General features: G+C 51.3%; 23 protein-coding genes. 11 read left to right on the top strand and 12 right to left on the bottom strand.

Annotated features, from left to right (window positions below; genetic code table 11):
• Positions 1-3: 3 nt before the first annotated feature.
• The 12 genes from fabZ to rpsB form a co-directional block, all read right to left on the bottom strand.
• Complete coding sequence (gene fabZ, locus ACSZO4_RS00665; protein ID WP_007373234.1) at positions 4-459, bottom strand: 3-hydroxyacyl-ACP dehydratase FabZ; 456 nt, start codon at positions 457-459, stop codon at positions 4-6.
• Between the two features lie 227 nt (positions 460-686).
• Entirely contained in the window at positions 687-1,715 is a 1,029-nt protein-coding gene (lpxD, locus tag ACSZO4_RS00670; RefSeq protein ID WP_437886905.1) for a UDP-3-O-(3-hydroxymyristoyl)glucosamine N-acyltransferase, read from the bottom strand.
• A 3-nt stretch (positions 1,716-1,718) separates the two neighbouring features.
• Positions 1,719-2,213 carry a molecular chaperone Skp gene (skp, locus tag ACSZO4_RS00675; protein ID WP_437886906.1) on the bottom strand — a complete coding sequence of 165 codons (495 nt, stop codon included), beginning with the start codon at positions 2,211-2,213 and terminating at the stop codon, positions 1,719-1,721.
• A gap of 116 nt (positions 2,214-2,329) precedes the next feature.
• Complete coding sequence (bamA, locus tag ACSZO4_RS00680) at positions 2,330-4,744, bottom strand: outer membrane protein assembly factor BamA (RefSeq protein WP_437886907.1); 2,415 nt, start codon at positions 4,742-4,744, stop codon at positions 2,330-2,332.
• 31 nt (positions 4,745-4,775) lie between these two features.
• Positions 4,776-6,125, bottom strand: a complete 1,350-nt coding sequence (gene rseP, locus ACSZO4_RS00685; RefSeq protein ID WP_437886908.1) for a sigma E protease regulator RseP — start codon at positions 6,123-6,125, stop codon at positions 4,776-4,778.
• An 11-nt stretch (positions 6,126-6,136) separates the two neighbouring features.
• A complete protein-coding gene (gene cdsA / locus ACSZO4_RS00690; RefSeq protein WP_437886909.1) occupies positions 6,137-6,994 on the bottom strand; it encodes a phosphatidate cytidylyltransferase in 858 nt (285 codons plus the stop codon).
• Between the two features lie 12 nt (positions 6,995-7,006).
• Complete coding sequence (gene ispU / locus ACSZO4_RS00695) at positions 7,007-7,765, bottom strand: (2E,6E)-farnesyl-diphosphate-specific ditrans,polycis-undecaprenyl-diphosphate synthase (RefSeq protein ID WP_437886910.1); 759 nt, start codon at positions 7,763-7,765, stop codon at positions 7,007-7,009.
• Between the two features lie 182 nt (positions 7,766-7,947).
• The gene (gene ispC / locus ACSZO4_RS00700) at positions 7,948-9,147 is read right to left on the bottom strand and encodes a 1-deoxy-D-xylulose-5-phosphate reductoisomerase (RefSeq protein WP_437886911.1); all 1,200 of its coding nucleotides are present in this window, start codon (positions 9,145-9,147) and stop codon (positions 7,948-7,950) included.
• 91 nt (positions 9,148-9,238) lie between these two features.
• On the bottom strand, positions 9,239-9,796 hold the full coding sequence (gene frr, locus ACSZO4_RS00705) for a ribosome recycling factor (protein WP_437886912.1): 558 nt from the start codon (positions 9,794-9,796) through the stop codon (positions 9,239-9,241).
• A 275-nt stretch (positions 9,797-10,071) separates the two neighbouring features.
• Positions 10,072-10,797, bottom strand: coding sequence for a UMP kinase (gene pyrH, locus ACSZO4_RS00710; RefSeq protein WP_437886913.1), 726 nt, complete (start codon positions 10,795-10,797; stop codon positions 10,072-10,074).
• Between the two features lie 145 nt (positions 10,798-10,942).
• Positions 10,943-11,794 carry a translation elongation factor Ts gene (tsf, locus tag ACSZO4_RS00715; RefSeq protein ID WP_437886914.1) on the bottom strand — a complete coding sequence of 284 codons (852 nt, stop codon included), beginning with the start codon at positions 11,792-11,794 and terminating at the stop codon, positions 10,943-10,945.
• 117 nt (positions 11,795-11,911) lie between these two features.
• Positions 11,912-12,637, bottom strand: coding sequence for a 30S ribosomal protein S2 (rpsB, locus tag ACSZO4_RS00720; protein WP_437433359.1), 726 nt, complete (start codon positions 12,635-12,637; stop codon positions 11,912-11,914).
• A 399-nt stretch (positions 12,638-13,036) separates the two neighbouring features.
• On the opposite strand from rpsB, the gene map reads away from it, so the two are divergent.
• The 11 genes from map (at position 13,037) to ACSZO4_RS00775 (ending at position 26,275) form a co-directional block, all read left to right on the top strand.
• The gene (gene map / locus ACSZO4_RS00725; RefSeq protein ID WP_437886915.1) at positions 13,037-13,828 is read left to right on the top strand and encodes a type I methionyl aminopeptidase; all 792 of its coding nucleotides are present in this window, start codon (positions 13,037-13,039) and stop codon (positions 13,826-13,828) included.
• 321 nt (positions 13,829-14,149) lie between these two features.
• Positions 14,150-15,697, top strand: coding sequence for a gluconokinase (locus ACSZO4_RS00730; protein WP_437886916.1), 1,548 nt, complete (start codon positions 14,150-14,152; stop codon positions 15,695-15,697).
• Between the two features lie 13 nt (positions 15,698-15,710).
• Entirely contained in the window at positions 15,711-16,664 is a 954-nt protein-coding gene (locus ACSZO4_RS00735; RefSeq protein ID WP_437886917.1) for a phosphoglycerate dehydrogenase, read from the top strand.
• A 100-nt stretch (positions 16,665-16,764) separates the two neighbouring features.
• On the top strand, positions 16,765-17,766 hold the full coding sequence (locus ACSZO4_RS00740; protein WP_437886918.1) for a zinc-dependent alcohol dehydrogenase: 1,002 nt from the start codon (positions 16,765-16,767) through the stop codon (positions 17,764-17,766).
• A 41-nt stretch (positions 17,767-17,807) separates the two neighbouring features.
• Positions 17,808-18,566, top strand: a complete 759-nt coding sequence (locus ACSZO4_RS00745) for a glucose 1-dehydrogenase (protein WP_437886919.1) — start codon at positions 17,808-17,810, stop codon at positions 18,564-18,566.
• A 149-nt stretch (positions 18,567-18,715) separates the two neighbouring features.
• The gene (locus tag ACSZO4_RS00750) at positions 18,716-20,035 is read left to right on the top strand and encodes a gluconate:H+ symporter (RefSeq protein WP_437886920.1); all 1,320 of its coding nucleotides are present in this window, start codon (positions 18,716-18,718) and stop codon (positions 20,033-20,035) included.
• Between the two features lie 38 nt (positions 20,036-20,073).
• Positions 20,074-20,712, top strand: a complete 639-nt coding sequence (locus tag ACSZO4_RS00755) for a bifunctional 4-hydroxy-2-oxoglutarate aldolase/2-dehydro-3-deoxy-phosphogluconate aldolase (RefSeq protein WP_437886921.1) — start codon at positions 20,074-20,076, stop codon at positions 20,710-20,712.
• A 412-nt stretch (positions 20,713-21,124) separates the two neighbouring features.
• The gene (locus tag ACSZO4_RS00760; RefSeq protein ID WP_437886922.1) at positions 21,125-21,871 is read left to right on the top strand and encodes a GntR family transcriptional regulator; all 747 of its coding nucleotides are present in this window, start codon (positions 21,125-21,127) and stop codon (positions 21,869-21,871) included.
• Positions 21,872-22,231: 360 nt separating this feature from the next.
• Positions 22,232-24,907, top strand: coding sequence for a bifunctional uridylyltransferase/uridylyl-removing protein GlnD (gene glnD / locus ACSZO4_RS00765; protein ID WP_437886923.1), 2,676 nt, complete (start codon positions 22,232-22,234; stop codon positions 24,905-24,907).
• 32 nt (positions 24,908-24,939) lie between these two features.
• The gene (gene dapD / locus ACSZO4_RS00770) at positions 24,940-25,764 is read left to right on the top strand and encodes a 2,3,4,5-tetrahydropyridine-2,6-dicarboxylate N-succinyltransferase (protein ID WP_437886924.1); all 825 of its coding nucleotides are present in this window, start codon (positions 24,940-24,942) and stop codon (positions 25,762-25,764) included.
• A 121-nt stretch (positions 25,765-25,885) separates the two neighbouring features.
• Positions 25,886-26,275, top strand: coding sequence for a DUF3461 family protein (locus ACSZO4_RS00775; protein WP_437886925.1), 390 nt, complete (start codon positions 25,886-25,888; stop codon positions 26,273-26,275).
• Positions 26,276-26,341: the final 66 nt, after the last annotated feature.

A 26,341-nucleotide genomic window follows, 5' to 3' on the forward strand; every position in this document is an offset into this window, starting at 1 on the left:
GTATCAGGCCTCCCGGCTACGTGCACACATCATAGTAGCTTCACAGACAACTTTACCGTCGACCAAAGCAACGCCTTTAAAACGAGTCAGGCCACGGCGCGTTTTTTCAAAGGTGACTTCCATAATCATCTGATCGCCTGGCACAACCGGACGCTTAAAGCGCGCTTCATCGATACCTGCGAAATAGTAGAGCTCTCCTGGCTCCAGTTTACCAACGCTTTTAAACGCCAGAATACCGGTTGCCTGCGCCATCGCTTCCAGAATCAATACGCCTGGAAAAATAGGTTTACCAGGGAAGTGTCCCTGAAAAAATGGCTCATTTACGGAGACATTTTTCACTGCGCGCAGAAAACGACCTTCTTCAAAATCCAGCACACGGTCTACCAGCAAAAATGGATAACGGTGCGGCAGAAGCTCCAGAATCTCTTCAATGTGCAGAGTATGAGTGTCAGTAGTCAAAATACTCTTCCTGTCTAAATATACTAAATGGCAATAATAACACGGCCCGCGGCAATCCTAAGAATGCCTACAGGCCGGGAAGTTTATACCCGTCATACTTCAAGTTGCCTGTACGTTGGCTTTCCTGACTCATCCCGGTCACTTACTTCTGTAAGCTCCCGGAGATTCACTACGTTGCCGCCTTCACGCAACTCGCATTATTTAGGGTATCGGTGTAAACGGACGAGCTATTCGTCTTCTTTATTGACCTTGCGCTCAATCGCTTTAAGGCGCTTGCTCATGTCACCAATGTTCATTACCAGCGCGGCCGTTTTACGCCACACTTTGTTTTGCTGTAACGGAATACCGGAGGAGTAGACACCAGGTTCAGTGATAGGACGCATCACCATACCCATTCCCGTCACGGTAACTTTGTCACAAATTTCCATATGCCCATTAATGACGCTGGCACCACCAATCATGCAGTAACGGCCAATTTTCAGACTGCCTGCCATGATGACACCGCCCGCAACGGCAGTATTGTCGCCAATCACAACGTTATGTGCAATCTGACACTGGTTATCAATGATAACGCCGTTACCAATGCAGGTGTCATCCAGCGCACCGCGGTCGATGGTGGTACAGGCCCCGATCTCGACGCGATCACCGATAATCACCCGACCAAGCTGGGGGATCTTCACCCAGTTGCCGCGATCGTTGGCATAACCGAAGCCATCTGCGCCGATCACTGTACCTGACTGGATCAGGCAATTTTCGCCGATCTCAATTTCATGGTAAACGGTGACATTGGCCCACAAACGCGAACCGGCGCCTATTTTCGTCTTTTTCCCAACGAAGCAGCCTGCGCCAATGACCACGTTATCACCCAAAATCACGTCGGATTCGATAACGGCATTCGCGCCAATTGCCACGTTGTTACCCAACGTCGCGCTCGGATCAATCACGGCACTGGGTGCAATGTTTTGTGCCGGCTGCGGCGTTGAATCAAGAATTTGAGCCATGCGGGCATAGGTGAGATAAGGGTTTCTCACAATCAATGCGGCACTTTTGGCGAAAGGTAAATCGTCCGGCGTCATGACGACAGCAGACGCCTGGCAGTCATTCAGGTTTTCACGGTACTTAGGATTGACCATGAAGGTGATTTGACCTGCTTTAGCAGATTGCATGGACGCAACGCCGGTGATGACGATGTCGCCATCACCGTGTAATTCTGCATCCAACTGTTGCGCTAAATCCGACAGTCGAATTGAAGGCATTACTTATTTAACCTGTTTCAGTACATCAGCGGTGATGTCTTTAACGTCACTGCTGTTGTAGATAGCAGCGTTAGCCGGGATAACCAGATCTACGCTCTGATCCGCAGCAACTTTTTTCACTGCTGCCTGGATTTTGGTCATCATCTTGCCGCGTTCTTCGTTAGAACGACGAGCTTGATCCTGCTCAAAGGCCTGACCTTTCTGCGCCAGATCCTGACGTTGAGCCTGGATGTCTTTTTCCAGCTTGCTACGCTCCGTCGCTTTCATTGTAGCGCCGTCACGCTGGTAACGCTGCATTTTGGTTTGCAGGTCAGATTCCAGACGCTGCAATTCGCTGGCACGGCCACCGAATTCGTTTTTCATGGTCTGAGCAACACCGGAAGTCTGTGCAACCTGTTGGAACAGGTTGTTCATATCCACGATAGCAATTTTGTCAGCAGCCTGAGCAGACGCCGCCATTGCCAAACCGAAACCTACAGCTAATAACAACTTTTTCACAATAAACTCCTCACCATCCCAATTGTACCAACAGGTACCGTTCTTTGCGTTGGCGGGCGGTGTACAACACCGCCACGACCATCACGACACTTCATGCATTCCATCGCAGTGGCAGATTACCAGGTTTTACCGATGTTAAACTGGAACTGTTCTGCCTTGTCTCCATCGTACTTCTTAAACGGTTGGGCGTAAGAGAAGACCAACGGCCCCAATGGGGACATCCATTGTAATGCGATACCCGCAGACATACGGATATTACTTGGATCACTGTAGTCCGGAATACCCAGCGCTTTCATATCTGCCGTGTTTTTCCAGTTAGTATCCCACACCGTACCCGCATCCCAGAAGAAGGAGGTACGTACAGAGTTCGCGTACTTATCGCTGATAAACGGCGTCGGCGTAATAAACTCTACACTTGCCACACCCATGGCGTTACCGCCCACGGCGTCATCAGAGCTACAATATTTCTCTGTTGTCGTATCGCAGTTATCCAGACCACTAGCGCCGTTATAAACCGCTTTCGGACCAATGTTGTTGGACTGGAAGCCACGAACGGTACTGGAACCACCGGCATAGAAGTTCTCATAGAACGGCATCTCTTTGCCGCCTAAACCGTCACCGTAGCCCCAACGCGTACGTCCCAGAACCACCCACTTGTGGTCATCATCAATCGGGAAGTAGGACGCGGTGTCTACCGTCACTTTGTAGAACTCGTTGTCTGACCCCGGAACCGTCACCTTACCGTTGAGGTTAACGCGCGACCCTTTGGTCGGGAAGTAGCCACGGTCAAGGTTGTTATAGGTCCAGCCGTAGTTGAAGGTGAAGTCATCCGCAGAGAAACTGTTGTTGTCGTTGGTGATGCTTGCATCCTGGCCGACAGATGTCAGATAACGCCACATCGCCACCTGCGGTTCCATATTGGACAGGTCGTTATGCACATAACCTAAGCCCATACGCAGAGTGTTGTATTCGTTAATCGGGAAGCCAAGCGTACCGTCCAGACCATAACTTTTATTGGTATAGGAGGACAGGTCAGCATCATCAGCTTTAAAGTCATTGTAGAAGATACGACCGCCGAGGCTCACACCATCAACCGTAAAGTACGGGTTGGTGACGGAGAATTCGGAATAGGTCTGGTAGTCGTTCTTCGTACCGTTAATACCAACGGAGTAGCCCGTACCCAGCCAGTTATCCTGCTGGACACCCACCTGGAAGCTCACGCCGCTTTCAGTACCGTAGCCCACACCGAAGTTAAAGCTACCGGTGTTACGCTCTTTGACTTTATAAACGACATCAACCTGATCCGGGCTGCCCGCAACACGTTGAGTATCGGTATCAACCGTTTCAAAGTAACCCAGACGGTTCAGACGCTCTTTACCCTGGTCAACCAAATCGCTGCCCAGCCACGCCCCTTCCATCTGACGCATCTCACGACGCAGCACTGCGTCTTTAGAGGTGTCATTACCTTCAAAGCGAATTTTACGTACGTAGTAACGGTTGCCCGCATCAACGTTCACGTGCAGCTTAACGGTTTTATCGCTGTCGTTAATTTCTGGCTGTGACTGAACGCGAGGATAAGCATAACCATAGCGACCAAGAAGCTTTTTAATGTCATCTTCCATTTTAGTCACTTTGGCGCCGTTATACAGTTCGCCTGGCTCAATCTTCGTCAGGCTTTCAATCTCCACAGAGTGACCCGCAAGATTGCCGCTGACCTGAACGCCAGAGAGTTTGTACTGATCGCCTTCCGTCACATTGACGGTGATGTAAATACCTTTTTTGTCCGGTGTCAGACTGACCTGGGTGGAGTCAATATTGAAACGCGCATAGCCACGATCCAGATAGTAGCTGCGCAGCGTTTCCAGATCGCCCGCCAGTTTTTGTTTCTGATATTTACGATCGCCGACCACGTTCCACCACGGCACTTCATCGCGCAGCTGGAATGTGGAGATCAACTCTTCGGTACTGAACGCATGGTTCCCGACAATGTTGATCTGTTGGATCTGCGCAGAAACGCCTTCCTGGAAGACCAGTTTAAGGTCAACACGGTTGCGAGGCAGTGGCGTAACCACCGCTTTCACGCTGGCGCTGTACTTACCGACGCTGTAGTAGAAATCTTCCAGCCCTTTTTCGATATCGGAAAGGGTGGTGCGATCAAGCGATTCACCTACACGCACGCCAGAAGCTTCAAGATTCTGTTTCAGCATGTCATCTTTCACCGCTTTGTTGCCGGAGAAAGTGATGCTGGCGATTGTCGGGCGTTCTTTCACCTGAACAAGAAGGGTATCACCGTCGCGAAGCACGCGAACGTCCTCGAAGTTGCCAGTGGCAAACAAGGCACGGATGGTGTTACTGACGTCTTCGTCATTCACCGTATCGCCTGGACGGACCGGCATACTGAGGAGGGCCGCACCAACGGCGACACGCTGTAGGCCTTCGAAATGAATGTCCTTCACTACGAACCCGTCAGCACCGTATACGGTGGCGCTGCTGAACAGCAGCGACGCTATGAGCAACTTTTTCATCGCCATCGTTATTATGCGTTCTTCCTAACAAACTCTCTTACAACCGAGAGAAATCATTGAAAAGTGCAAGCCCCATTAACAACACCAGCAAAATCGAGCCAATGCGGTAGCTAAAGTCTTGAACTCGCTCGGATACCGGTCCACCTTTTAGCTTTTCAATCGCCAAAAACAGCAGATGTCCCCCGTCCAGGACAGGTAATGGAAACAGGTTGATAATCCCTAAGTTCACGCTGATTAAAGCGAGGAACATCAGATAGTAAATCACCCCGAACTCTGCTGACATCCCAGCCCCCTGAGCTATCGAGATAGGCCCACTGAGGTTGTTCAGTTTTACGTCACCGGTTATCAATTTCCCCAACATACTGACCGTCAGCTTCATTAACTGCCATGTCTTGTCCGTGGCCTCGACAATGGCGCTGAATGGCCCGTACTGGCGTACTGTTTTGTACTCATCCGGCAGAGGAATGATTTTCGGCACAACGCCTGCAAATCCTTCTGCCTTGCTACCGGGCTTTGTATCCGGTATCAACGTCAAAGACAAGGAACTCCCCTGCCTTTCGATCTCCAGCGCAAGCGGTGTACCCGGATTATCCCTCACCAGAGTGACAAACGTCATCCACTGCGTTAACGGCTGACCATCGACTTTAACGATCCTGTCGCCGGCTTGCAAACCTGCTTTGCTGGCGGCAGAACCTGACTGGATCTCAGCAAGCACCGGCTCAATCTGCGGACCACGTGGGCGGATCCCTAATGAGGTAACAGGGTCTTCCCGGTCGGGTTCAAACGTCCAGTGACGTAAATCAAGGACCTTGTCCTGACGCGTGTCGCTTCCAGGCGATGCCACGCTGAGCGTTGTTTGTTTGTCACCAATTTTTGCTATCAGTTGCAAACGCACTGCATCCCAATCAGGCGTTTCGATACCATCAATTGCTTTAAGTTCCGTACCGGATGCAATTTGCGCCTGGGCAGCGATTGAATCGGGTGTTATTTCACCAATAACCGGACGGACACCAGGGACGCCGATGATAAACACCAGCCAGTAAGCGAAGATAGCAAAGAGAAAATTGGCGATGGGTCCGGCAGCAATAACCGCTGCCCGCTGACCAATTGTTTTGTTGTTGAAGGCGCTGTGGCGCATTTCCGGCATAACCGGCTCTACGCGTTCATCCAGCATTTTGACATAGCCACCGAGAGGGATGATGGCGATAACAAACTCAGTACCCTGTTTATCATGACGCCGCCAGAGCGCTTTGCCAAAACCAATGGAAAAACGCTCTACCCGAATGCCGCAGCGGCGAGCAACCCAGAAATGGCCAAATTCGTGCACGGTGATAAGGACACCAAGCGCAATAATAAACGCAGCCAAATTCCAGAGAATGCTCAGCATAAAACCTTCCGTCAAATCGTCCTGAAAACCAGCAATAACAAGCAAGCAAATACAGGTACTGCTGCTGTCAGGCTGTCGATGCGATCCAGTATACCGCCATGACCGGGGATCAGATGACCACTATCTTTAATTCCCGCTTCACGTTTGAACATACTTTCCGTCAGATCACCCAGCACTGACGCCAGTGCGGCTACCACGGAACAGATAAATAACGTCGACGGCGCAACGTCCAGATTGGCCCATGCACCATATACCCAGGAGATAACCGCGGCAGTAAACAAACCGCCGACGAACCCCTGCCAGGTCTTACCGGGAGAAACTTTCGGCGCCAGCTTATGTTTACCAAAGAGCTTGCCAAACATGTAAGCCCCGGAATCGGCACCCCAAACCAAAATCATAATGTACAGCAACCAGAGCGCGCCACTGTAATGATTATCATCATAATGCCAGTAACGCAGCGCCAGCATACCCCAGAAGAAAGGGATTATGGTCAGAATACCAAAGATCAGGCGCAGTACTTTTGACTGTCTCCAGACCCCAGCCGACGCCGGATAACCCAACACCAGCAGCAGGGCGACAAGCCACCAGCCCAGTGATGCCCAGAGCGATATCTCAACCATTGGCTGATGAATATTATGATGATACTCCGGTATCATCAGCAGCATAGCCGCCAGTAAAAAGCCGCACAGTACGGCAAGCCAGACACGCTGTGTCCGGGAGGTGAAACCGCTCAGTTGGCCCCATTCCCATGCAGCCAACATACAGACGGCCAGCGTTACAATCGCAAATCCCACCGGCGGCAGCAAAAAGAGCGCTGCGATAACAATGGGTATTAAAACCAACGCGGAAATCAGGCGATACTTCAGCAAAAGCTACCCCCATCAGGCTTTGTCGCTACCCGGCTCGGTGCCACCGAAACGACGTTCTCGATTGGCAAAAGCATGTAGCGCACCTTCAAAGTCTTGTTCATCGAAATCGGGCCAAAGAACATCAGTAAAGTAAAGTTCGGCATAGGCAATTTGCCAAAGTAAAAAGTTACTTATGCGATGTTCCCCACCAGTCCTAATTACTAAATCTACGGGAGCCAGTTCATGCATGCAGATTTGTTGGCTCAACGCCTCTTCATCAATCTGGTCGGGGCGCAGTAGCCCTTCCTGGACCTGAATGGCAAGTTGGCGAACCCCCTGGACGATATCCCAGCGCCCGCCATAATTCGCCGCGATATTTAGCGTCAGCCCGCTATTTTGGGCCGTTAACGCCTCCGCTTTACGAATACGTTCCTGCAAGCGCGTGTTGAAACGGCTTGTGTCGCCAATAATGCGTAAACGTACGTTATGCCGATGCAAACTCTTTACTTCGCTGTCCAGAGCCCACACAAACAATTCCATCAGCGCCGTAACTTCCTGCGCCGGACGATTCCAGTTTTCGCTGCTAAAGGCATACAGCGTCAGCGCATCGATCCCGTTATTGGCGGCAAATGACACCGCACGACGCACCGATTTTGCACCCGCTCTGTGTCCAAAGGCGCGGATTTTACCTTGCCTTTTCGCCCAGCGACCATTGCCGTCCATAATTATCGCAACATGACGGCAGCCATGAGCGGGCAAATTTTCGCTTATTGGTTGATTAGCAGACAACATAACGCGTTTTAGTCCCTGAAAAGGATTTAGCGGTACTCTGGAATACAAAAGTCTGTACGCAAAAAAGCCGTGTCAACCACGGCTTCACCTTACAGCCAGGCGTTAAACTGGCAATCGGGTGCGCAGACTATATCACTGAAGCCTAACGCTAACAAATAGCATGACTATTCGTGGCTGGATTGTCACCAGCTTGCGAAGCGCATCACTTGTTTTTGCGCCACTTCGCGAGCCCGCCTGTCCACTGCCAGCACATCGTCAATACTTTGCGGCTCACACAATGTCATCTGTTCCAGCACTGACAAATTCAGGGCGGCGATATCAGTAAAGCGAATCGATGATGCCAGGAATGCGGCAACAGTCACCTCGTTCGCCGCATTCAACGCCGTGGTCGCCGCCTGTCCTTCTGCAAATGCATCAATAGCCAGCTTAAGGCAAGGATAGCGATCATAATCGGGTGCGGCAAAACTCAACGAACTGAGTTTACAAAAATCGAGGGGATTCACACCTGAAGGCACACGACCAGGCCAGCCCATCGTATGGGCTATCGGCGTACGCATATCCGGTTCACCCAATTGTGAGAGCACGCTGCCATCCAGATAACGCACCATGGAGTGGATCACCGACTGCGGATGAATCAACACTTCCATCTGGCGAGCAGAGGCATTAAACAACCAGCGCGCTTCAATGTATTCCAGACCTTTATTCATCATGGTGGCAGAATCAACAGAGATTTTTCTCCCCATTGACCAGTTCGGATGCCGACATGCCTGCTCCGGCGTCATTGCAGCCAGTTCAGACAAAGGGGTTTCACGAAATGGGCCACCAGACCCGGTAAGCAAAATTGACGATACGCCATTTTGCTCTAAATCAGCGTAACCCAGGTTCTGCTGGATTGTTTCCGGTAAACTCTGAAAAATAGCGTTATGTTCGCTGTCCACTGGCAGAAGTTGCGCCCCGTTCTCCTGTACCGCCTCCATAAAGAGACGGCCGCAGGTCACCAGCGACTCTTTATTTGCCAGCAAAACCGTTTTACCCGCCCGGATCGCAGCAAGCGTCGGCACCAGTCCCGCAGCGCCGACAATCGCGGCCATCACCTGATCAACATCATCGAGGGCAGCCATCTCGCAGGCAGCCTGTTGACCGCTCATCACTTCAGTGCGGCTACCCTGCTGCTGCAAAATAATACGTAATTCGCGGGCAGCGGATTCGTCGTCCAGCACCGCAAAACGCGGTTTGAACTCCAGGCACTGCTCAGCCATACGGGTAACATTAGAACCAGCAACCAATGCTGCGACGGAAAAACGGTCGGGATTGTGGCGAACCACATCGAGCGTGCTGCAACCAATAGAACCTGTTGAGCCCAGAAGGGTTATATGCTTCATGAAACGCTCACAATATTGCGAGGAAAAAGCAAAACGCCGTCAGCAAAACCGCATTGCAGCTTTCTGGACGGCGTTTTCATGGACAGCAGAATCAGAACTGCATCAGTTCCGCTTCTTTATCTGCCAGGGCCGCATCAATTTTCTTGATTGCAGCATCGGTCAGTTTCTGTACATCGTCCTGCGAACGACGGTCATCATCTTCGCTGATTTCTTTGTCTTTCAGCAGCGCTTTCACTTTGTCGTTAGCGTCACGACGTACGTTACGTACGGAGACACGACCCTGCTCAGCTTCGCCACGAACCACTTTGATCAGGTCTTTACGACGCTCTTCCGTCAACGCTGGCAGCGGAACACGAATGTCAGAACCCGCAGAGCTTGGGTTCAGCCCAAGGTCGGAGGCCATGATCGCTTTTTCAACTGCCGGGCCCATAGAACGATCGAAGACGTTAATCTTCAGCGTGCGGGTATCTTCAACGGTAACCTGCGCCAGTTGACGCAGCGGGGTCGGCGTGCCGTAGTATTCGACGACAATGCCATCGAGCAGGCTTGGGGAAGCACGGCCAGTACGAATTTTGCTGATCTGGGTTTTGAACGCTTCTACGCATTTGTCCATGCGTACTTCAGCATCTTTTCTGATGTCGGTAATCACGTTACGGATCCTTGAAATCTTGTCTCGGGCAAACCATACGCCACAGGTGTGCTTAGTATAGTCTCGTTCGGTACAAGGCACCGTGAAAGATGCCTGCCACAATCGCTATCCCCTTCATACTCCAGGTTGCCTCTTTGTTGGCTACGCTTACCCACCCCTGTCACATACCTATCTATGCTCAGGGGATGTGTTCGCTTGCCGCCGCGATGCAGCCAGAATTATTTTGGGTCAAAATAATAAAGCGGAATCTTACCTTTATTTGTTGCCTACGGGAATTATTCCGTAATCAGAGTGCCTTCTTTTTCACCCATCACCACGCGACGCAGCGCGCCAGGTTTGTTCATATTGAAGACACGAATCGGCAATTTGTGATCGCGAGCCAGCGTAAACGCCGCCAGATCCATCACTTTCAGCTCTTTATCCAGCACTTCAGCGTAGGTCAGTTGTTCGTACATGGTCGCTGTCGGGTCTTTTGCTGGATCGGCGGTGAACACACCATCAACTTTGGTGGCTTTCAGCACGACGTCCGCTTCGATTTCAATACCACGCAGGCAAGCCGCCGAGTCGGTGGTAAAGAACGGGTTGCCGGTACCCGCCGCCAAAATCACAACACGGTTATTACGCAGCAGGCTGATAGCTTCAGCCCAGCTGTAATTATCACACACGCCATTCAGTGGAATAGCGGACATCAGGCGGGCGTTCACATAGGCGCGGTGAAGCGCATCGCGCATGGCCAGACCGTTCATTACAGTGGCCAGCATGCCCATGTGGTCGCCCACAACGCGGTTCATACCCGCTTTCGCCAGACCAGCACCACGGAACAGGTTACCGCCACCAATTACCACACCAACCTGAATACCCAGTTCCACCAGTTCTTTGATTTCCTGAGCCATACGATCCAGTATGCTTGCATCAATACCGAAGCCTTCCGAACCCTGAAGTGCTTCGCCACTCAACTTAAGCAGAATGCGTTTGTAGACGGGTTTTGCATTGGTAGCCATGTTTCTTTCCTGAGACTGTCAACGATTGAGATGAATTAATTCTGGCGACATTGTACGTCGCTTTTCAGCGCAACCACCATAAGGGTTGACTGAATTTACAAGATGGGTGCAAAAAGAAGCCGCCCTCAGGCGGCTTCATTTTTTATTAAGACTGCTTGGACATTGCAGCAACTTCTGCTGCGAAGTCAGTCTCAACTTTCTCGATACCTTCACCCACTTCGAAACGGATGAAGCTAGTCACGTCAGCATTGTGCTCTTTCAGCAGCTGAGCAACAGTTTTGCTTGGGTCCATAACGAAAGGCTGACCAGTCAGAGAAACTTCGCCGGTGAATTTCTTCATGCGGCCTTCAACCATTTTCTCTGCGATTTCTTTCGGCTTGCCAGACTGCATGGCGATGTCCAGCTGAACCTGGAACTCTTTCTCAACCACTTCAGCAGAAACGTCTTCTGGTTTAACGAACTCAGGTTTGCTTGCAGCGATGTGCATAGCCAGCTGTTTAACCAGCTCTTCATCAGCACCTTTAGCTGCAACCAGAACACCGATACGTGCACCGTGCAGGTAAGAACCCAGCACTTCGCCTTCCAGGGAAGCAACACGACGGATGTTGATGTTCTCACCGATTTTAGCAACCAGCGCTACACGTTCTTCTTCGAACTGTGCTTTCAGAACTTCAACGTCAGTGATTTTGCCTGCAACAGCTGCATCCAGAACTTTGTTAGCAAATGCCTGGAAACCGCCATCTTTCGCTACGAAGTCAGTCTGGCAGTTAACTTCCAGAATGATGGCGTAGTTGCCGTCAATCTTAGTGATGATCACGCCGTCAGCAGCAACGTTGCCTGCTTTCTTAGCGGCTTTGATCGCACCAGATTTACGCATGTTTTCGATTGCCAGTTCGATGTCGCCGTTTGCTTCAGTCAGCGCTTTTTTGCAATCCATCATGCCTGCGCCAGTACGTTCGCGCAGCTCTTTTACCAGGGATGCGGTAATTTCAGCCATTCTTTAATCCTCGGGAGAGATGACCTGCCCGGCTAGCGGCCAGACAGGTTTAAAAGTGAAAAAGGGGCCATAAAGTGGCCCCTATCCATACTCGGTACTAATAAGGGCTGGACCTTATTATTCAGCTTCTACGAAGCTTTCTTCCGCCTGAACAGCCAGATCCTGAGAACGGCCTTCACGTACGGTAGCAGCAACAGCATTCAGATACAGGCTAACTGCACGGATTGCGTCGTCGTTACCCGGGATAACGAAGTCAACACCGTCCGGATCGGAGTTGGTATCAACGATAGCAAATACCGGGATACCCAGGTTGTTTGCTTCTTTGATCGCGATGTGTTCGTGGTCAGCGTCGATAACGAACAGTGCGTCCGGCAGGCCGCCCATGTCTTTGATACCGCCCAGGCTGTTTTCCAGCTTGTCCAGTTCACGAGTACGCATCAGCGCTTCTTTCTTGGTCAGCTTGTCGAAAGTACCGTCCTGAGACTGAGTTTCCAGATCTTTCAGACGTTTGATGGACTGACGAACAGTTTTCCAGTTAGTCAGCATGCCGCCCAACCAGCGATGGTTCACGAAGAACTGATCGCAGTTGTTCGCTGCTTCTTTCACCGCTTCGCTTGCAGCGCGTTTGGTACCAACGAAAAGGATTTTGCCTTTACGAGAAGAGATCTTGTTCAGTTCAGCCAGAGCTTCGTTGAACATCGGTACAGTTTTCTCAAGGTTGATGATGTGAACTTTGTTACGCGCACCGAAGATGAAAGGCTTCATTTTCGGGTTCCAGTAACGGGTCTGGTGACCAAAGTGAACACCAGCCTTGAGCATGTCGCGCATGGAAACAGTTGCCATGATTAGAACCTCTATATAAAAGTTGGGGTTATGCCTCCACGTATCCCATATTACCGACCCCAAAGGGCACCCCGGAATATGTGTCGATACGTGTGTGTTATTTACACAAAGTGAGATTTGTCGACTTCGTTCCATTGAGGAACGTGAGTCCGGCGCGCTTTATACCACAAACAGCCCGGAGACTCCAGCCATTGTTAACGCGGGCGGCAAAACTGAACAGTGAATTTAGTGTGACAAGCACTCCAGACCACCAGGGTTACGCCTACGCGCCGCAGGTCACGACCCAAAAGGCGACATGCAGAATGATTCTCAATTTGGCACACCACGGGACAGACTGTTACCATTGACAGCACTTGAACTCATATTGTCGTGAAAAACCGGCACTGATGGACAGACTTAATGGCTATCTCAATTAAAACTCCCGAAGAAATCGAAAAAATGCGCGTTGCCGGTCGCCTTGCGGCTGAAGTACTGGAAATGATCGCGCCCTTCATCAAGCCTGGCGTTAGCACTGGCGAGCTGGATCGTATTTGCAACGACTATATCGTCAACGAGCAGCACGCCATTTCCGCCTGTCTCGGCTATCACGGCTTCCCGAAATCCGTATGTATCTCCATCAATGAGGTGGTTTGCCATGGTATTCCGGATGATGAAAAACAGCTGAAAGATGGCGATATCGTCAATATCGACGTTACCGTTATTAAAGATGAGTACCACGGCGACACCTCTAAAATGTTTATCGTCGGCAAGCCAACCATTCTCGGCGAACGTCTGTGTCGGGTCACGCAGGACAGCCTCTACCTGGCGCTGCGGATGGTTAAACCGGGTATCCGTCTGCGTGAACTGGGCGCGGCAATCCAGAAATACGTTGAAGGCGAAGGCTTTTCTGTGGTCCGTGAATATTGTGGCCACGGTATTGGCCGTGGTTTCCATGAAGAGCCGCAGGTTCTGCACTACGATGCAGATGACGGTGGCGTGGTGTTGCAGGCTGGCATGACCTTCACCATCGAACCGATGGTGAATGCGGGCGATTACCGTATCCGCACCATGAAGGACGGCTGGACGGTAAAAACCAAGGACCGCAGCCTGTCAGCGCAATATGAGCACACTATTGTTGTCACTGAGAGCGGCTGCGAGATCCTCACTCTTCGCAAAGATGACACCATCCCGGCCGTTATCACCGCTGAATAATCCTTTCCGACCTTCTCTCTCAACGGCCTCCCCTGAGGCCGTTTTTTTATCTCTTGTCTCTATCTCTCTGCCACATTTTTTATTTAGATCCTACCAACAAAAGAATTGACCCTACCAAAAACAAATCAAAATTTGACCTGTTTGGCAATTTTAATCCGTCCAAATAGCGAGCAATGCAATAAATCATTGATATAAAAGCGTTAAACACACAATAAATTAGAACGTGAGATCTACCACAGTTTCGATTCATTAAATTGGTAGTATCAACACCGAATTATTGGTTAGCCAATTTATGCTAAATAACAATAGAGTTAGTACAAAATGACAAACAAGATCATCATTGGTATAGACATTGGTACTACCGGAGTCCGTTCAGTTGCCTGGCGCTCAGGGGAAACGACTGCGCTGGCGATGGCCTCAACGGAATATCCTCTCTTTACCGATCAGACCGGGGTAGCAGAGCAGGACGCCAATACCCTCCTGCTCTCTACGCTCGCCGTCGTGAAACGCACCGTGACTGAACTGGGCAATGATGCAAAACAGATCCGGGGTGTGGCGATAAGTTCGGTTCTGCACAGTTTTCTTGCGGTCTCAGAAGAAGGTACGCCCCTGACGCGTCTGATGACCTGGGGTGATTCCCGCAGCCAGATCTATCTTGACGAAGTTAAAGCCCGGCTGGATACCGACAGCCTCTACCACCGCACCGGTTGCCCCATTCATCCGATGTACTCGCTGTTAAAAATGTACTGGCTGAAGAAAACCCATCCTGACGTTTTCGCCAAAGCGGCCTGGTTTGGCTCGATCAAAGATTTTGTCTTTCACCATTTCACGGGCAAACGCCGGGTTGACCGTTCGATTGCCAGCGGCAGTGGCTGCTACAACATTCAGACCCTGGAGTGGGATAAAGAGGTGCTGTGTCTGCTTGGCATTGATGAACAGAAAATGGTGCCGGTTGTCCCGACCACACATTTCGAATCGATGAGCGAAGCAGTATGCGAACGTATTGGCCTGCCGCACGTGGTACCGGTGGTCATCGGCGCAGGCGACGGCATGATGGCCAACATTGGCGTGGGCGCTATCCGCCCCGGGCAGATCAATATCACTATTGGAACCAGCGGAGCGATCCGCATGGCCTCGAAGGAACCGCGCACCGATACCAAACGCCGGACCTGGTGCTACAACGTGACGGACGATCGCTGGATGCTCGGTGGAGCAATCAACAACGGCGGTCTCTCGTTTCGCTGGGCGCGTGACAAGTTTGCTGAAACCGAACAGCGCGTGGCAGACAAACTGGGCCTAAACCCATACGCACTCCTTACCACCTATGCTGAAAAAGTTGCGGCCGGATCGGATGGGCTGGTAATCCTCCCCTTCTTTACCGGAGAACGCGCGCCCAACTGGAATGCCGATGCCCGTGGCACCATGCTCGGTCTGACGCTTAATCATGACAAACGGCATATCATCCGCGCGACCCTGGAGGGGATCTGTTACCGCATGCGCAGCGTGCTGGAGTCCCTTGAGGATCTCACCGGCAAAAGCGATGAAATTCGCGTCAGCGGCAGCTTCACCCATTCGCCGGTCTGGTTGCAAATCCTTGCCGATGTGATTGGCCGGGAGATTAACGTTCCCGATGTTGATGAAGGCGCCGCCTACGGCGCCGCGGTGATGGGGTTATATGCTCTTGGTGAACTGGAAAGCCTGGATAAAGCCAGCGATCTCATCGGCATTCGCAAAACCTACTATCCCAATGAAACCAATAAATGCGCCTATGACAGGCTATACAGCATTTATTTAAATACCTACTGGAATCTACAACAACAATTTAAAGACATCGCCCAATTCCAGAGAGAGCAATATTATTCCGCTTAAAGGAGTTTTTATTATGTCCGTAGTACTTACAACCTCAAGAGCATTTTCAAGTTGTCACGCAGCACAAAAAATATTGACTGACGCAGGGCATCAATTAAAAATGCTGACCCCGCAAAAACCGTTAAAAGCCGATGAACTTATTCATCAGGTTAAAGGCGTCAGCGCGATGCTCGCGGGTTTAGATGAAATTAACGCTGATGTTATCCGGGCGGCATCTCCGACGCTGAAAATCATTGCCCGAAACGGCGTTGGTTACGATAAAGTCGATTTAAACACGGCAAAAGAAAATAACATTCGCGTCACGATAACGCCAGGAGCAAACAGCCTTTCCGTCTGCGAACTGGCCTTTTCATTTATTACTGGATTATCCCGCCGTATTCATTTAATGGATAAGAGCGTACGTGAGAAATCCTGGCAACGCGTGTCGGGCATTGAGCTGCATGGCAAAACAATTGGGATCCTCGGTACGGGAGCAATCGGCCGTCACCTGGCCATCCGCTGCCAGTCGTTCGGCATGCGAGTGCTGGCTTATGATCTTTTCCCCTCTCAGGAATTGATAGAAAAATATGGCGTAGAGTACATCACCGATCTCAACGTTATCTACTCGCAGGCGGATTTTCTCTCTTTACACCTTCCTGCCAATAACGAAACCCGCCATATGATTAACCAGAGCACTATCGCTAAGATGAAAAAAGGCGCATTTATTATTAACACTGCCCGCGGCGAATTAATTGATGATGATGCATTGTATATCGCACTGAAGCAGGGATATCTCGGCGGTGCCGGATTAGATGCTTTTGTCGCTGAGCCTTTTTTAGACGAACGTTTTTTCGAACTGGAAAACGTTATATTAACGCCACACACCGGGGCATTTACCAAAGAAGCTGCCGATAAAACACTGATTATCGCCGCTGAAGAAATTGTCCGTGCGCTATCAGGAAAAGAGAACTTATTCCAGATTAACTAAATGCACTAAAAAATAAGAAAGATAAACCCTGCTGATTCTTGCAGTCAGGTTCCCTACATTCAAAAAACAGAGCAGAGAATATAATCTCACAGGAGAAAGTATGAAAGCGATTGTTTACCATGGCAGTAATGATATTTCACTGAATGACCTTCCGGTTCCGCAAATAAAAGAGAACGAAGTCTTAATTAAAGTGCATTATGCCGGCATCTGCGGTTCCGATTTAAATATCTACGTCGGTGCACATCCCCGCGCTAAAGCCCCACTGGTACCCGGACACGAATTCTCCGGAGTTATTGAAGAAGGCAACGGCCACTTTGCCAAAGGGGCCAAAGTCACGGTACGGCCGCTGATTTCCTGTGGGCACTGTTACGCCTGCGAAAGCGGTAACAGCCACGTGTGCGCCACCCTAAAACTCTATGGTATCGACACCGACGGCGGCATGGCCCAGTTCGTCAAAGTCCCGGCCGATGTCGTGCATGTGCTGCCGGATGAGATGCCGATGACCCTCGGTGCCTTCGTTGAACCACTGGCGGTCGGCGTCCATGCCATTAGCCGGGCAAAAATGAATGCCGGCGACAGCGTGGTGGTCTTTGGTACCGGCACCATCGGCTTTTGCGTGGCAAGCGTTGCCGCCACCTGCGGGGCAAAACAGGTGATCGTGGTGGAAACCAATCCTTACCGGCTGGCGCTGGCGCAGGAGGCAGGCTTTATCGGGCTTGATCCGACTGAAGATGACGTGGTCGCCCGTGTGCTGGAGCTCACCGACGGTAAAGGGGCGGACATTGCCTTCGACTGCGCCGCTCACCCGGTAGTTGCCGCGCTGCTGACCAAAGTCGTGCGCGTGCAGGGCACTATCGAGATTGTCGGCTCCTATAAAAAACCAGCGGAAGTCGCCCTGCTGGATATCGAATTCAAAGAGCTGAACATTGTTGGCACCCGCGTATACGTGAAACGGGACTTCGACACCGCCATCAAACTCATTCAGTCGGGTTTCCCCTACGAACGTCTTATCACCGTCTACCCGCCGGAAAAAGCCAAAGACGGATTTGATATCTGCCGCAATGGCGGCGACGTCATCAAAGTGATGTACCAGTTTGCCTGATTCATCTTACCCACAATAAAAGTACCCATGAGGATAATCTAATGAGAAATAACGTATTTGATCTGTCAGGGAAGAACGCCGTGATTACCGGTGGCTCACGCGGGCTCGGTAAATCATTTGCAGAATCGCTGGCAAGAGCAGGCGCCAATATCATCATTGTTGATGTCGTGCGCAATGAACAGACTGAAAAAGAGATCAGGGATTACGGGGTCAGCTGCGAAACGATCCCGTTCGATCTTGCCGATTTCGACCATTACGCTGAGCTGGTGGACACGGTTATCAGTAAATATAAGAAAATCGACATTCTGATCAACAATGCGGGGATCCAGCGCCGCCACCCTTCCGTTGATTTCCCAAAAGCCGACTGGGACCTGGTGCAAGCCATCAACCAGAACGCGGTCTTCTTCATGTGCCAGGCCTTTGGTCGCCACATGATTGAAAATGGCTACGGCAAAATCGTCAACATCGCCTCACTGCTCTCCTTCCAGGGCGGTTTCACCATTCCGGCATATACGGCGGCCAAATCTGCCGTGATGGGCTTCTCCAAATCGCTCTCTAACGAGTGGGCATCAAAAGGGGTGAATGTAAACTGCATCGCTCCCGGCTACATCGCCACCGAAATGAACACCGCATTGATGAATGACGAAGTCCGCAATCGTCAAATCATGGATCGCATTCCAGCTGGCCGCTGGGGGAACCCGCAAGATCTGGGCGGCGCTGCCGTGTTCCTCGCCTCATCCGCGTCGGACTATATAAACGGCCACGCGATCGTCGTGGACGGTGGCTGGATGGGCCGTTAATACACGTTCTCTTTACCTGGTCTACCCGCTCATCGCACAACGATGAGCGGGGGATACGGAAATAAAAAGATGAGCCGCGCCATCAAGGCGTTTTTTACGTGGACCACGCGGCGCGTTTTACTAATTAAAATAATTCAGGGAGACGGGTTATGCCCCTCTTATATGTTGCTTTAGGCGTTGCTTTACTTCTGTTCTTAATGCTGCGACTGAAAATTCACTGTTTCGTTGCATTGATCCTGGTTGCCCTGTTCGTGGGGTTAATTCAGGGCATGAGCGTATTAGGCGTGCTCGGTTCGATTAAGTCCGGCGTTGGCGGCACGCTCAGTAACCTGGCGCTAATTATGGGCTTCGGCGCAATGCTGGGGAAATTACTCGGCGACAGCGGCGGTGCGCAGCGTATCGCGATGACGCTGGTTGATAAATTTGGCGAGAAAAATATCCAGCTGGCGGTTGCCGCAACCGGGTTTATCGTCGGATTCGCTTTGTTCTTCGAAGTCGGCATTATTCTGCTGATGCCGCTGGTCATCACCCTGGCATTACGCTTGCGAATCTCCTTATTGTACGTCGGCATCCCGATGGCGGCCGCCATCTCGGTCACGCACTGCTTCCTGCCGCCGCACCCAGGCCCAACCGCCATTGCCAACATCTTTAATGCCGATATGGGCAAGACGCTGATCTATGGTGTGATTATTGCCATTCCCAGCATCATTATTTCCGGTATTTTCTTCGCCCGCATTCCCTATATTCGCCGCATGAACCCGGAAATCCATATGGGATTCGCCAACCGTGAATTCAGCGAAAGTGAAATGCCAGGCTTTGGCGTCAGCGTTTTCACTGCGCTGATTCCGGTTATTTTGATGGCGTTGCGGGCGATTCTGGAGATGACCCTGACCAAAGGCCACCCGATTCTGCCCTACGCGGAGTTCTTCGGCGATCCGGTGGTCGCCACGCTGATTGCCGCCATCGTCGCGCTGTACACCTTCGGCTATAAGCGCGGTAAAACCGTCAGTGAAATTACCACCAGCATCGAATCCTCCGCCAAATTAATCGCCATGATGCTGTTGATCATCGGGGCTGGCGGCGCATTTAAACAGGTATTGATCGACAGCGGCGTGAAAGATTATATCGCCAGCAACATGCATGCCTTCTCCTTCTCGCCGATCCTGCTGGCATGGATTATCGCCGTGATCCTGCGCCTCGCTCTGGGCTCCGCAACGGTAACGGCACTGACCACCGGCGGCATCGTCTTCCCATTGATTCAGGCAACCGGCGTCAGTCCAGAATTGATGGTGCTCGCCGTCGGTTCCGGCAGCGTGTTCTTCTCGCACGTTAACGACCCCGGCTTCTGGATGATCAAAGAGTATTTCAACTTGTCCGTGGTAGATACGCTGAAATCCTGGTCCGTACTCGAAACCATCATTTCGATCTGCGGCCTGCTGGGTTGCCTGGCGATTAACGCCTTTATCTGACCCGGTAATTTATTAACGTGAAACAAACAGGTGTTGTTATGAAAAACTGGAAAACAAGCGCGGAAGCCATTTTATCCGCAGGTCCGGTCGTCCCGGTCATCGTCATTAAAGAGTTAACGGATGCCGTCCCGCTGGCAAAAGCATTGATTGCCGGCGGCGTGCGAACCCTCGAAGTCACGCTGCGCACCCCTTGCGCCATTGACGCCATCAAAACGATTATGGCCGAAGTGCCGCAAGCCATCGTGGGGGCAGGAACCGTTACAACTGTCGAACAATTTCGCCAGGTCTCGGCGCTGGGGGTAGAATTTATCATCACCCCAGGGCTTACCACGTCTCTGCTAAAAGAGGCGGTGGCCGGCGATATTCCTGTTATCCCGGGTATTGCAACCCTGGGCGAATTAATGACGGGGGCAGAAGCCGGACTGACCTGCTTTAAATTCTTCCCGGCAGAAATTAACGGCGGAGTGGGGGCCCTTAAGGCTTTTGGCGGCCCGATGCCTGACGTGAAGTTTTGCCCCACCGGGGGCATCAGCCCTAAAAATTACCGCGATTACCTGGCGCTGAATAACGTGCTCTGCGTCGGCGGCTCCTGGTTTGTGCCTACCGATGCCATCGAGAAAGGCGACTTCGCCACCATTACGCGTCTTGCCAGAGAGGCGGTTGAAGGCGCAGCCTGATTCATTTCGCCAATGAAATTTGTCTGACCTTACGCGCAACAGAATATCTGTTGCGCGTTTTCATTTATATTAAAACCCGACATTAAATCATTCATATTCTCATCTGAGGTTTTTACGTCGGGATTAATATGCATAATTAATAAATCATGTATCTCTCACCATTATTATTTTATGCCACGCATATTAAATAATGTCGTTGTATGCTACTTTTTTTACCCATCAGGTTCACCCTTTTGCAAATCCCGGCGTGATTTAATCCGTAATTGATCCGCAGATGACAATGCCAACTCCGCCTCCGCCATGCCTGTTAACGCTGGCCTGGGACGAGAACTGACAGCCATGGGGCAACAGTGCGCGGCTTGACGTTTTAATGGAATCTGCTGATAATCGAGGAAAAACAGGATTAAATTACATGGCTGATAAACGTTTATATAAAGAAATTGCAACAGCAATAAAACAACAATTATCAGATGGCGTTTATAAGCCCGGTGATAAATTACCTACGGAAAGAGCGCTTTCCGAGTCTTTTGGCGTGGGCCGTGCTGTTATCAGGGAAGCAATGATTTTATTGGAAGCTGAAGGCTTTATCGATATACGCAAAAGCTCAGGCGTCTACGTTTTAAAAACCGAAACGATTATTAACTCATTCCTTGAAGGTAAAGCCGGTCCGTTTGAGCTGCTACAGGCTCGCCAGTTGATTGAGTCCAGCATTACCGCGTTCGCCGCCACGCAGATTGTGAAAAGCGATCTGGCCCGGCTGTATGAAATTCTCGAACAGGAAAAAAACCTGCTCGATGCGCCGCCGGATCAGGCCCTGGATGCCCTCTTCCATTGCACCATCGCCGCCTCCACGCAAAATGCCGTGCTGACTGAAATCGTGCGTTATATCTGGGATGTCCGCAGCCGTGACCCACTCTGGCAGATGTTGAGCAAAGAGTCCGACCAGGGAGAATACAGCCGCAAAGGCTACGCCGAGCATCAGGAAATCGTGGCCGCCCTGCAACGTAAAGATCCCGTCGCCTCCCGCCAGAGCATGTGGCAGCACCTGGAAAACATCAAACAGCGCGTCACCCGCCAGCTGGAGTGCAACGAACAGCCCACGTTCGACCGCTTTTTGTTTGAATCGATTCCACTGGAGCTCAAGCAGGACAAGTCATAAAACCATCTTCCCTCCGCTCGCTTCATTGATCCTGGCGAGCGGCTTTTCTTTCTCCCCCGCGCCTGGCGTCATACAGATATACCCAAAATAATTCGAGTTGCATCGAGGCGGCAAGCGAAGACATCCCCATGAGCATAGATAACTATGTAATTGGGGTGGATAAGCGCAGCCAACAAAGAAGCAGCTTGAAGTATGACGGGTATAAACGTCTTTTCATTTCCTGTTATCTCTTTTAACTTGTCTGAACAGACGTATGTCTTACTCTTTATTCACTATTATTTATCCGTACCTTGTCCGCACCGGCAAAAATTTCACGGCCAGTGGCACGGTTCGCTGTCCATATGATTAGGGTGGCCTGTCATGAGCAATACAGTATCTGAACAATTTGTCAGCACGGTAAAACCCACCCTTCCCGGTCAGCCCGAGTACCCTGGCAGCTGGCCGCAGAGTGAACTGACCTGCACGACGATTAAAGCCCGCATCGACCGCTTTCAGCAGTGGCTGGCGCAAGTCTTTGATGCCGGGCTCTCCGCCGAACAACTTATTGAGGCGCGCACTGAATTTATCGACCAGCTGTTACAGCGTCTGTGGCTGGAGTATGGTTTTGGTGAGCAGAGTGACGCGGCGCTGGTCGCGGTTGGCGGCTACGGTCGCGGTGAGCTGCACCCTCTTTCCGACATCGATTTACTTATCTTAAGCCGGGCCAAATTATCCGATGAGCGCGCACAAAAAATTGGCGAACTGCTGACCCTGCTGTGGGATGTCAAACTGGAAGTGGGCCACAGTGTCCGCACCCTGGATGAATGCCTGCAAGAAGGGCTCTCCGATTTAACCGTTGCCACCAACCTGATTGAATCGCGCCTGCTGATTGGCGATGTCGCCCTGTTTCTGGAACTACAAAAACACATTTTCAGTGAAAAATTTTGGCCTTCTGAGAAATTTTTCCCGGCGAAAGTTACTGAACAGAACGAACGTCACCAGCGCTATCACGGCACCAGCTATAACCTTGAACCGGACATCAAAAGCAGCCCTGGCGGCCTGCGAGATATCCACACTCTGCAATGGGTGGCCCGCCGCCATTTTGGCGCAACATCGCTGGATGAGATGGTGGGATTTGGCTTTTTAACCGAAGCCGAGCGTAATGAGCTGAATGAATGTCTGCATCTGCTCTGGCGGATCCGCTTCGCCCTGCATCTCGAAGTCAGCCGCTACGACAACCGGCTGCTGTTCGATCGCCAGTTAAGCGTGGCCCAGCGCCTGAATTATGTCGGTGAAGGCAACCAGCCTGTCGAACATATGATGAAGGATTTCTACCGGGTTACCCGTCGCGTGACCGAGCTTAATCAGATGCTGCTGCAACTGTTTGATGAAGCCATCCTCGCGCTGACCACCGATGAAAAACCACGGGCGATTGACGATGAATTCCAGTTACGCGGCACACTGATAGATTTACGTGATGAGATGCTGTTTATCCGCGAGCCGCAGGCCATTTTGCGCATGTTCTATATTATGGTTCGCAACAGCAGCATCACCGGGATCTACTCGACAACGCTACGCCATCTGCGCCATGCCCGTCGTCATCTGACGCAGCCGTTATGTTACATTCCGGAAGCCCGTTCAATTTTCTTAAGCCTCCTGCGCCACCCCGGCGCGGTTAAGCGTGGGCTGCTGCCGATGCATCGCCACAGCGTACTGTGGGCCTATATGCCACAATGGTCGCATATTGTCGGTCAGATGCAGTTTGACCTCTTTCACGCCTATACCGTCGATGAACACACCATCCGCGTGATGCTCAAACTGGAAAGTTTTGCTCAGGAAGAGACGCGCCAGCGCCATCCGCTTTGCGTTGATCTGTGGCCGCGGCTGACCCATCCTGAGCTGATTTTGATTGCCGCTCTGTTCCATGATATCGCCAAAGGTCGCGGCGGCGACCACTCGGTGCTCGGTGCCCAGGATGTGCTGAAATTTGCCGAGCTACACGGGCTTAACTCGCGGGAAACACAACTGGTTGCCTGGCTTGTGCGTAACCACCTGCTGATGTCAGTCACCGCTCAGCGTCGTGATATTCAGGATCCGGAAGTGATCAAGCAGTTCGCCGAAGAGGTACAAACGGAAAACCGTCTGCGTTTTCTGGTCTGTCTGACCGTCGCCGATATCTGCGCCACCAACGAAACTCTGTGGAACAGCTGGAAGCAGAGCCTGCTACGCGAGCTCTATTTCGCTACCGAGAAACAGTTGCGTCGTGGCATGCAAAATACCCCGGATATGCGCGAGCGTGTGCGCCATCACCAGTTGCAGGCGCTGGCTTTACTGCGTATGGACAACATCGATGAGGAAAAACTTCACCAGATTTGGGCCCGTTGTCGTGCCAACTATTTTGTACGTCATAGCCCAAATCAGCTCGCCTGGCACGCGCGCCATCTGCTGGAACACGATCTGAGCAAACCGCTCATTTTACTCAGCCCCCAGGCAACACGCGGCGGAACGGAGATTTTTATCTGGAGTCCTGACCGGCCCTATCTGTTTGCCGCCGTCTGCGCTGAGCTTGACCGGCGCAATCTGAGCGTACATGACGCCCAGATTTTCACCACCCGCGATGGGATGGCGATGGACACCTTTATTGTCCTTGAGCCTGATGGCAGCCCACTCTCGGCCGACAGGCATGAAGCAACCAGTTTTGGCCTGGAGCAAGCGATTACCCAGCACTCCTGGCAGCCGCCGCAACCCCGCCGTCAGCCAGCAAAATTACGTCACTTTAATGTTGATACCGAGGTTAATTTCCTGCCCACCCACACGGACAGAAGAACCTTCCTCGAACTTATTGCACTCGACCAGCCAGGATTACTGGCGCGTGTCGGCAAGGTGTTTGCCGACCTTGGCATTTCGCTCCACGGGGCGAGAATTACGACAATTGGTGAGCGAGTAGAAGATTTATTTATAATCGCAACAGCCGACCGGCGTGGCCTTAATAATGAGCTGCAAAGAGAGGTGCAACAACGGTTGACAGAGGCCCTCAATCCAAACGATAAAGGGTAACGTTTTTTTTTACATAGATGGAAAGAGTCATAATGCAGCAGTTACAGAACGTTATTGAGGCCGCTTTCGAGCGTCGCGCAGAGATCACCCCGGCAAACGTAGATACCGTTACCCGCGAAGCGGTTAATCAGGTCATTTCCCTGTTGGATTCAGGCGCACTGCGCGTCGCTGAGAAAATTGACGGCCAGTGGGTCACCCACCAGTGGCTGAAGAAAGCCGTTCTGCTGTCGTTCCGCATTAACGATAATCAGGTTATCGACGGTGCGGAAAGCCGCTACTTCGATAAAGTGCCGATGAAATTCGCTAACTACGACGAAGCACGCTTCCAGAAAGAAGGTTTCCGCGTCGTGCCGCCAGCGGCAGTACGCCAGGGTGCATTTATCGCCCGTAATACCGTGCTGATGCCGTCCTATGTCAACATTGGCGCTTATGTCGATGAAGGCACAATGGTCGACACCTGGGCGACAGTCGGCTCCTGTGCGCAAATCGGTAAAAACGTTCACCTGTCCGGTGGCGTTGGTATCGGCGGCGTTCTTGAGCCATTGCAGGCCAACCCGACTATCATTGAAGATAACTGCTTTATCGGCGCACGTTCTGAAGTTGTGGAAGGCGTGATTGTCGAAGAGGGTTCCGTTATCTCTATGGGCGTCTACATCGGCCAGAGTACCCGTATTTACGATCGTGAAACCGGTGAAGTGCACTACGGTCGCGTACCTGCGGGCTCCGTTGTCGTTTCCGGCAACCTGCCTTCAAAAGACGGTAAATACAGCCTGTACTGTGCTGTAATCGTTAAGAAAGTCGATGCAAAAACCCGTGGCAAAGTTGGGATCAACGAACTGCTTCGTACCATCGATTAAGTCATACCCTCTCCCAATTCGGGAGAGGGTGATATATCCCGCCTTTTTGCTATTTTGAGGTGGCGAAATTAGATTTTTTCGTTAATTATTCATAGGTTATGTTGAGCTTAAGGGTACCGCTATGTACGATAATCTGAAAAGTTTAGGCATTACCAATCCTGATGAAATTGACCGTTACAGCCTCCGCCAGGAAGCGAATAACGACATCCTGAAAATCTATTTTCACAAGGACAAAGGCGAGTTTTTTGCCAAAAGCGTAAAGTTTAAATACCCTCGTCAGCGTAAGACGGTGGTTGCCGATGGTGTGGGTCAGGGTTATAAAGAAGTGCAGGAGATCAGTCCAAATCTGCGCTATGTTATTGATGAACTTGACCAAATCTGCCAACGCGATCGCACGGATATTGATTTAAAACGCAAGATCCTTGACGATCTCCGTCACCTTGAAAGCGTGGTTGCCAATAAGATCAATGAAATTGAATCTGACCTGGAAAAACTCACGCGCAATAAATGATGGCGATGGGTGCGGTCTGATGCCCGCCCCCCAATCCTCTCCCGGTGGGAGAGGGAGAAAACATTA

It is taken from the genome of Phytobacter sp. V91, assembly GCF_965644225.1.
GTDB lineage: Bacteria > Pseudomonadota > Gammaproteobacteria > Enterobacterales > Enterobacteriaceae > CBFFRJ01.

What these genes read in the sequence shown, in the direction of transcription:
- lpxD (WP_437886905.1), bottom strand. Translation starts at nt 1,715, where the DNA reads ATGCCTTCAATTCGACTGTCGGATTTAGCGCAACAGTTGGATGCAGAA.
- bamA (WP_437886907.1), bottom strand. Translation starts at nt 4,744, where the DNA reads ATGGCGATGAAAAAGTTGCTCATAGCGTCGCTGCTGTTCAGCAGCGCC.
- rseP (WP_437886908.1), bottom strand. Translation starts at nt 6,125, where the DNA reads ATGCTGAGCATTCTCTGGAATTTGGCTGCGTTTATTATTGCGCTTGGT.
- ispU (WP_437886910.1), bottom strand. Translation starts at nt 7,765, where the DNA reads ATGTTGTCTGCTAATCAACCAATAAGCGAAAATTTGCCCGCTCATGGC.
- ispC (WP_437886911.1), bottom strand. Translation starts at nt 9,147, where the DNA reads ATGAAGCATATAACCCTTCTGGGCTCAACAGGTTCTATTGGTTGCAGC.
- pyrH (WP_437886913.1), bottom strand. Translation starts at nt 10,797, where the DNA reads ATGGCTACCAATGCAAAACCCGTCTACAAACGCATTCTGCTTAAGTTG.
- tsf (WP_437886914.1), bottom strand. Translation starts at nt 11,794, where the DNA reads ATGGCTGAAATTACCGCATCCCTGGTAAAAGAGCTGCGCGAACGTACT.
- rpsB (WP_437433359.1), bottom strand. Translation starts at nt 12,637, where the DNA reads ATGGCAACTGTTTCCATGCGCGACATGCTCAAGGCTGGTGTTCACTTT.
- map (WP_437886915.1), top strand. Translation starts at nt 13,037, where the DNA reads ATGGCTATCTCAATTAAAACTCCCGAAGAAATCGAAAAAATGCGCGTT.
- ACSZO4_RS00730 (WP_437886916.1), top strand. Translation starts at nt 14,150, where the DNA reads ATGACAAACAAGATCATCATTGGTATAGACATTGGTACTACCGGAGTC.
- ACSZO4_RS00735 (WP_437886917.1), top strand. Translation starts at nt 15,711, where the DNA reads ATGTCCGTAGTACTTACAACCTCAAGAGCATTTTCAAGTTGTCACGCA.
- ACSZO4_RS00740 (WP_437886918.1), top strand. Translation starts at nt 16,765, where the DNA reads ATGAAAGCGATTGTTTACCATGGCAGTAATGATATTTCACTGAATGAC.
- ACSZO4_RS00745 (WP_437886919.1), top strand. Translation starts at nt 17,808, where the DNA reads ATGAGAAATAACGTATTTGATCTGTCAGGGAAGAACGCCGTGATTACC.
- ACSZO4_RS00750 (WP_437886920.1), top strand. Translation starts at nt 18,716, where the DNA reads ATGCCCCTCTTATATGTTGCTTTAGGCGTTGCTTTACTTCTGTTCTTA.
- ACSZO4_RS00755 (WP_437886921.1), top strand. Translation starts at nt 20,074, where the DNA reads ATGAAAAACTGGAAAACAAGCGCGGAAGCCATTTTATCCGCAGGTCCG.
- ACSZO4_RS00760 (WP_437886922.1), top strand. Translation starts at nt 21,125, where the DNA reads ATGGCTGATAAACGTTTATATAAAGAAATTGCAACAGCAATAAAACAA.
- glnD (WP_437886923.1), top strand. Translation starts at nt 22,232, where the DNA reads ATGAGCAATACAGTATCTGAACAATTTGTCAGCACGGTAAAACCCACC.
- dapD (WP_437886924.1), top strand. Translation starts at nt 24,940, where the DNA reads ATGCAGCAGTTACAGAACGTTATTGAGGCCGCTTTCGAGCGTCGCGCA.
- ACSZO4_RS00775 (WP_437886925.1), top strand. Translation starts at nt 25,886, where the DNA reads ATGTACGATAATCTGAAAAGTTTAGGCATTACCAATCCTGATGAAATT.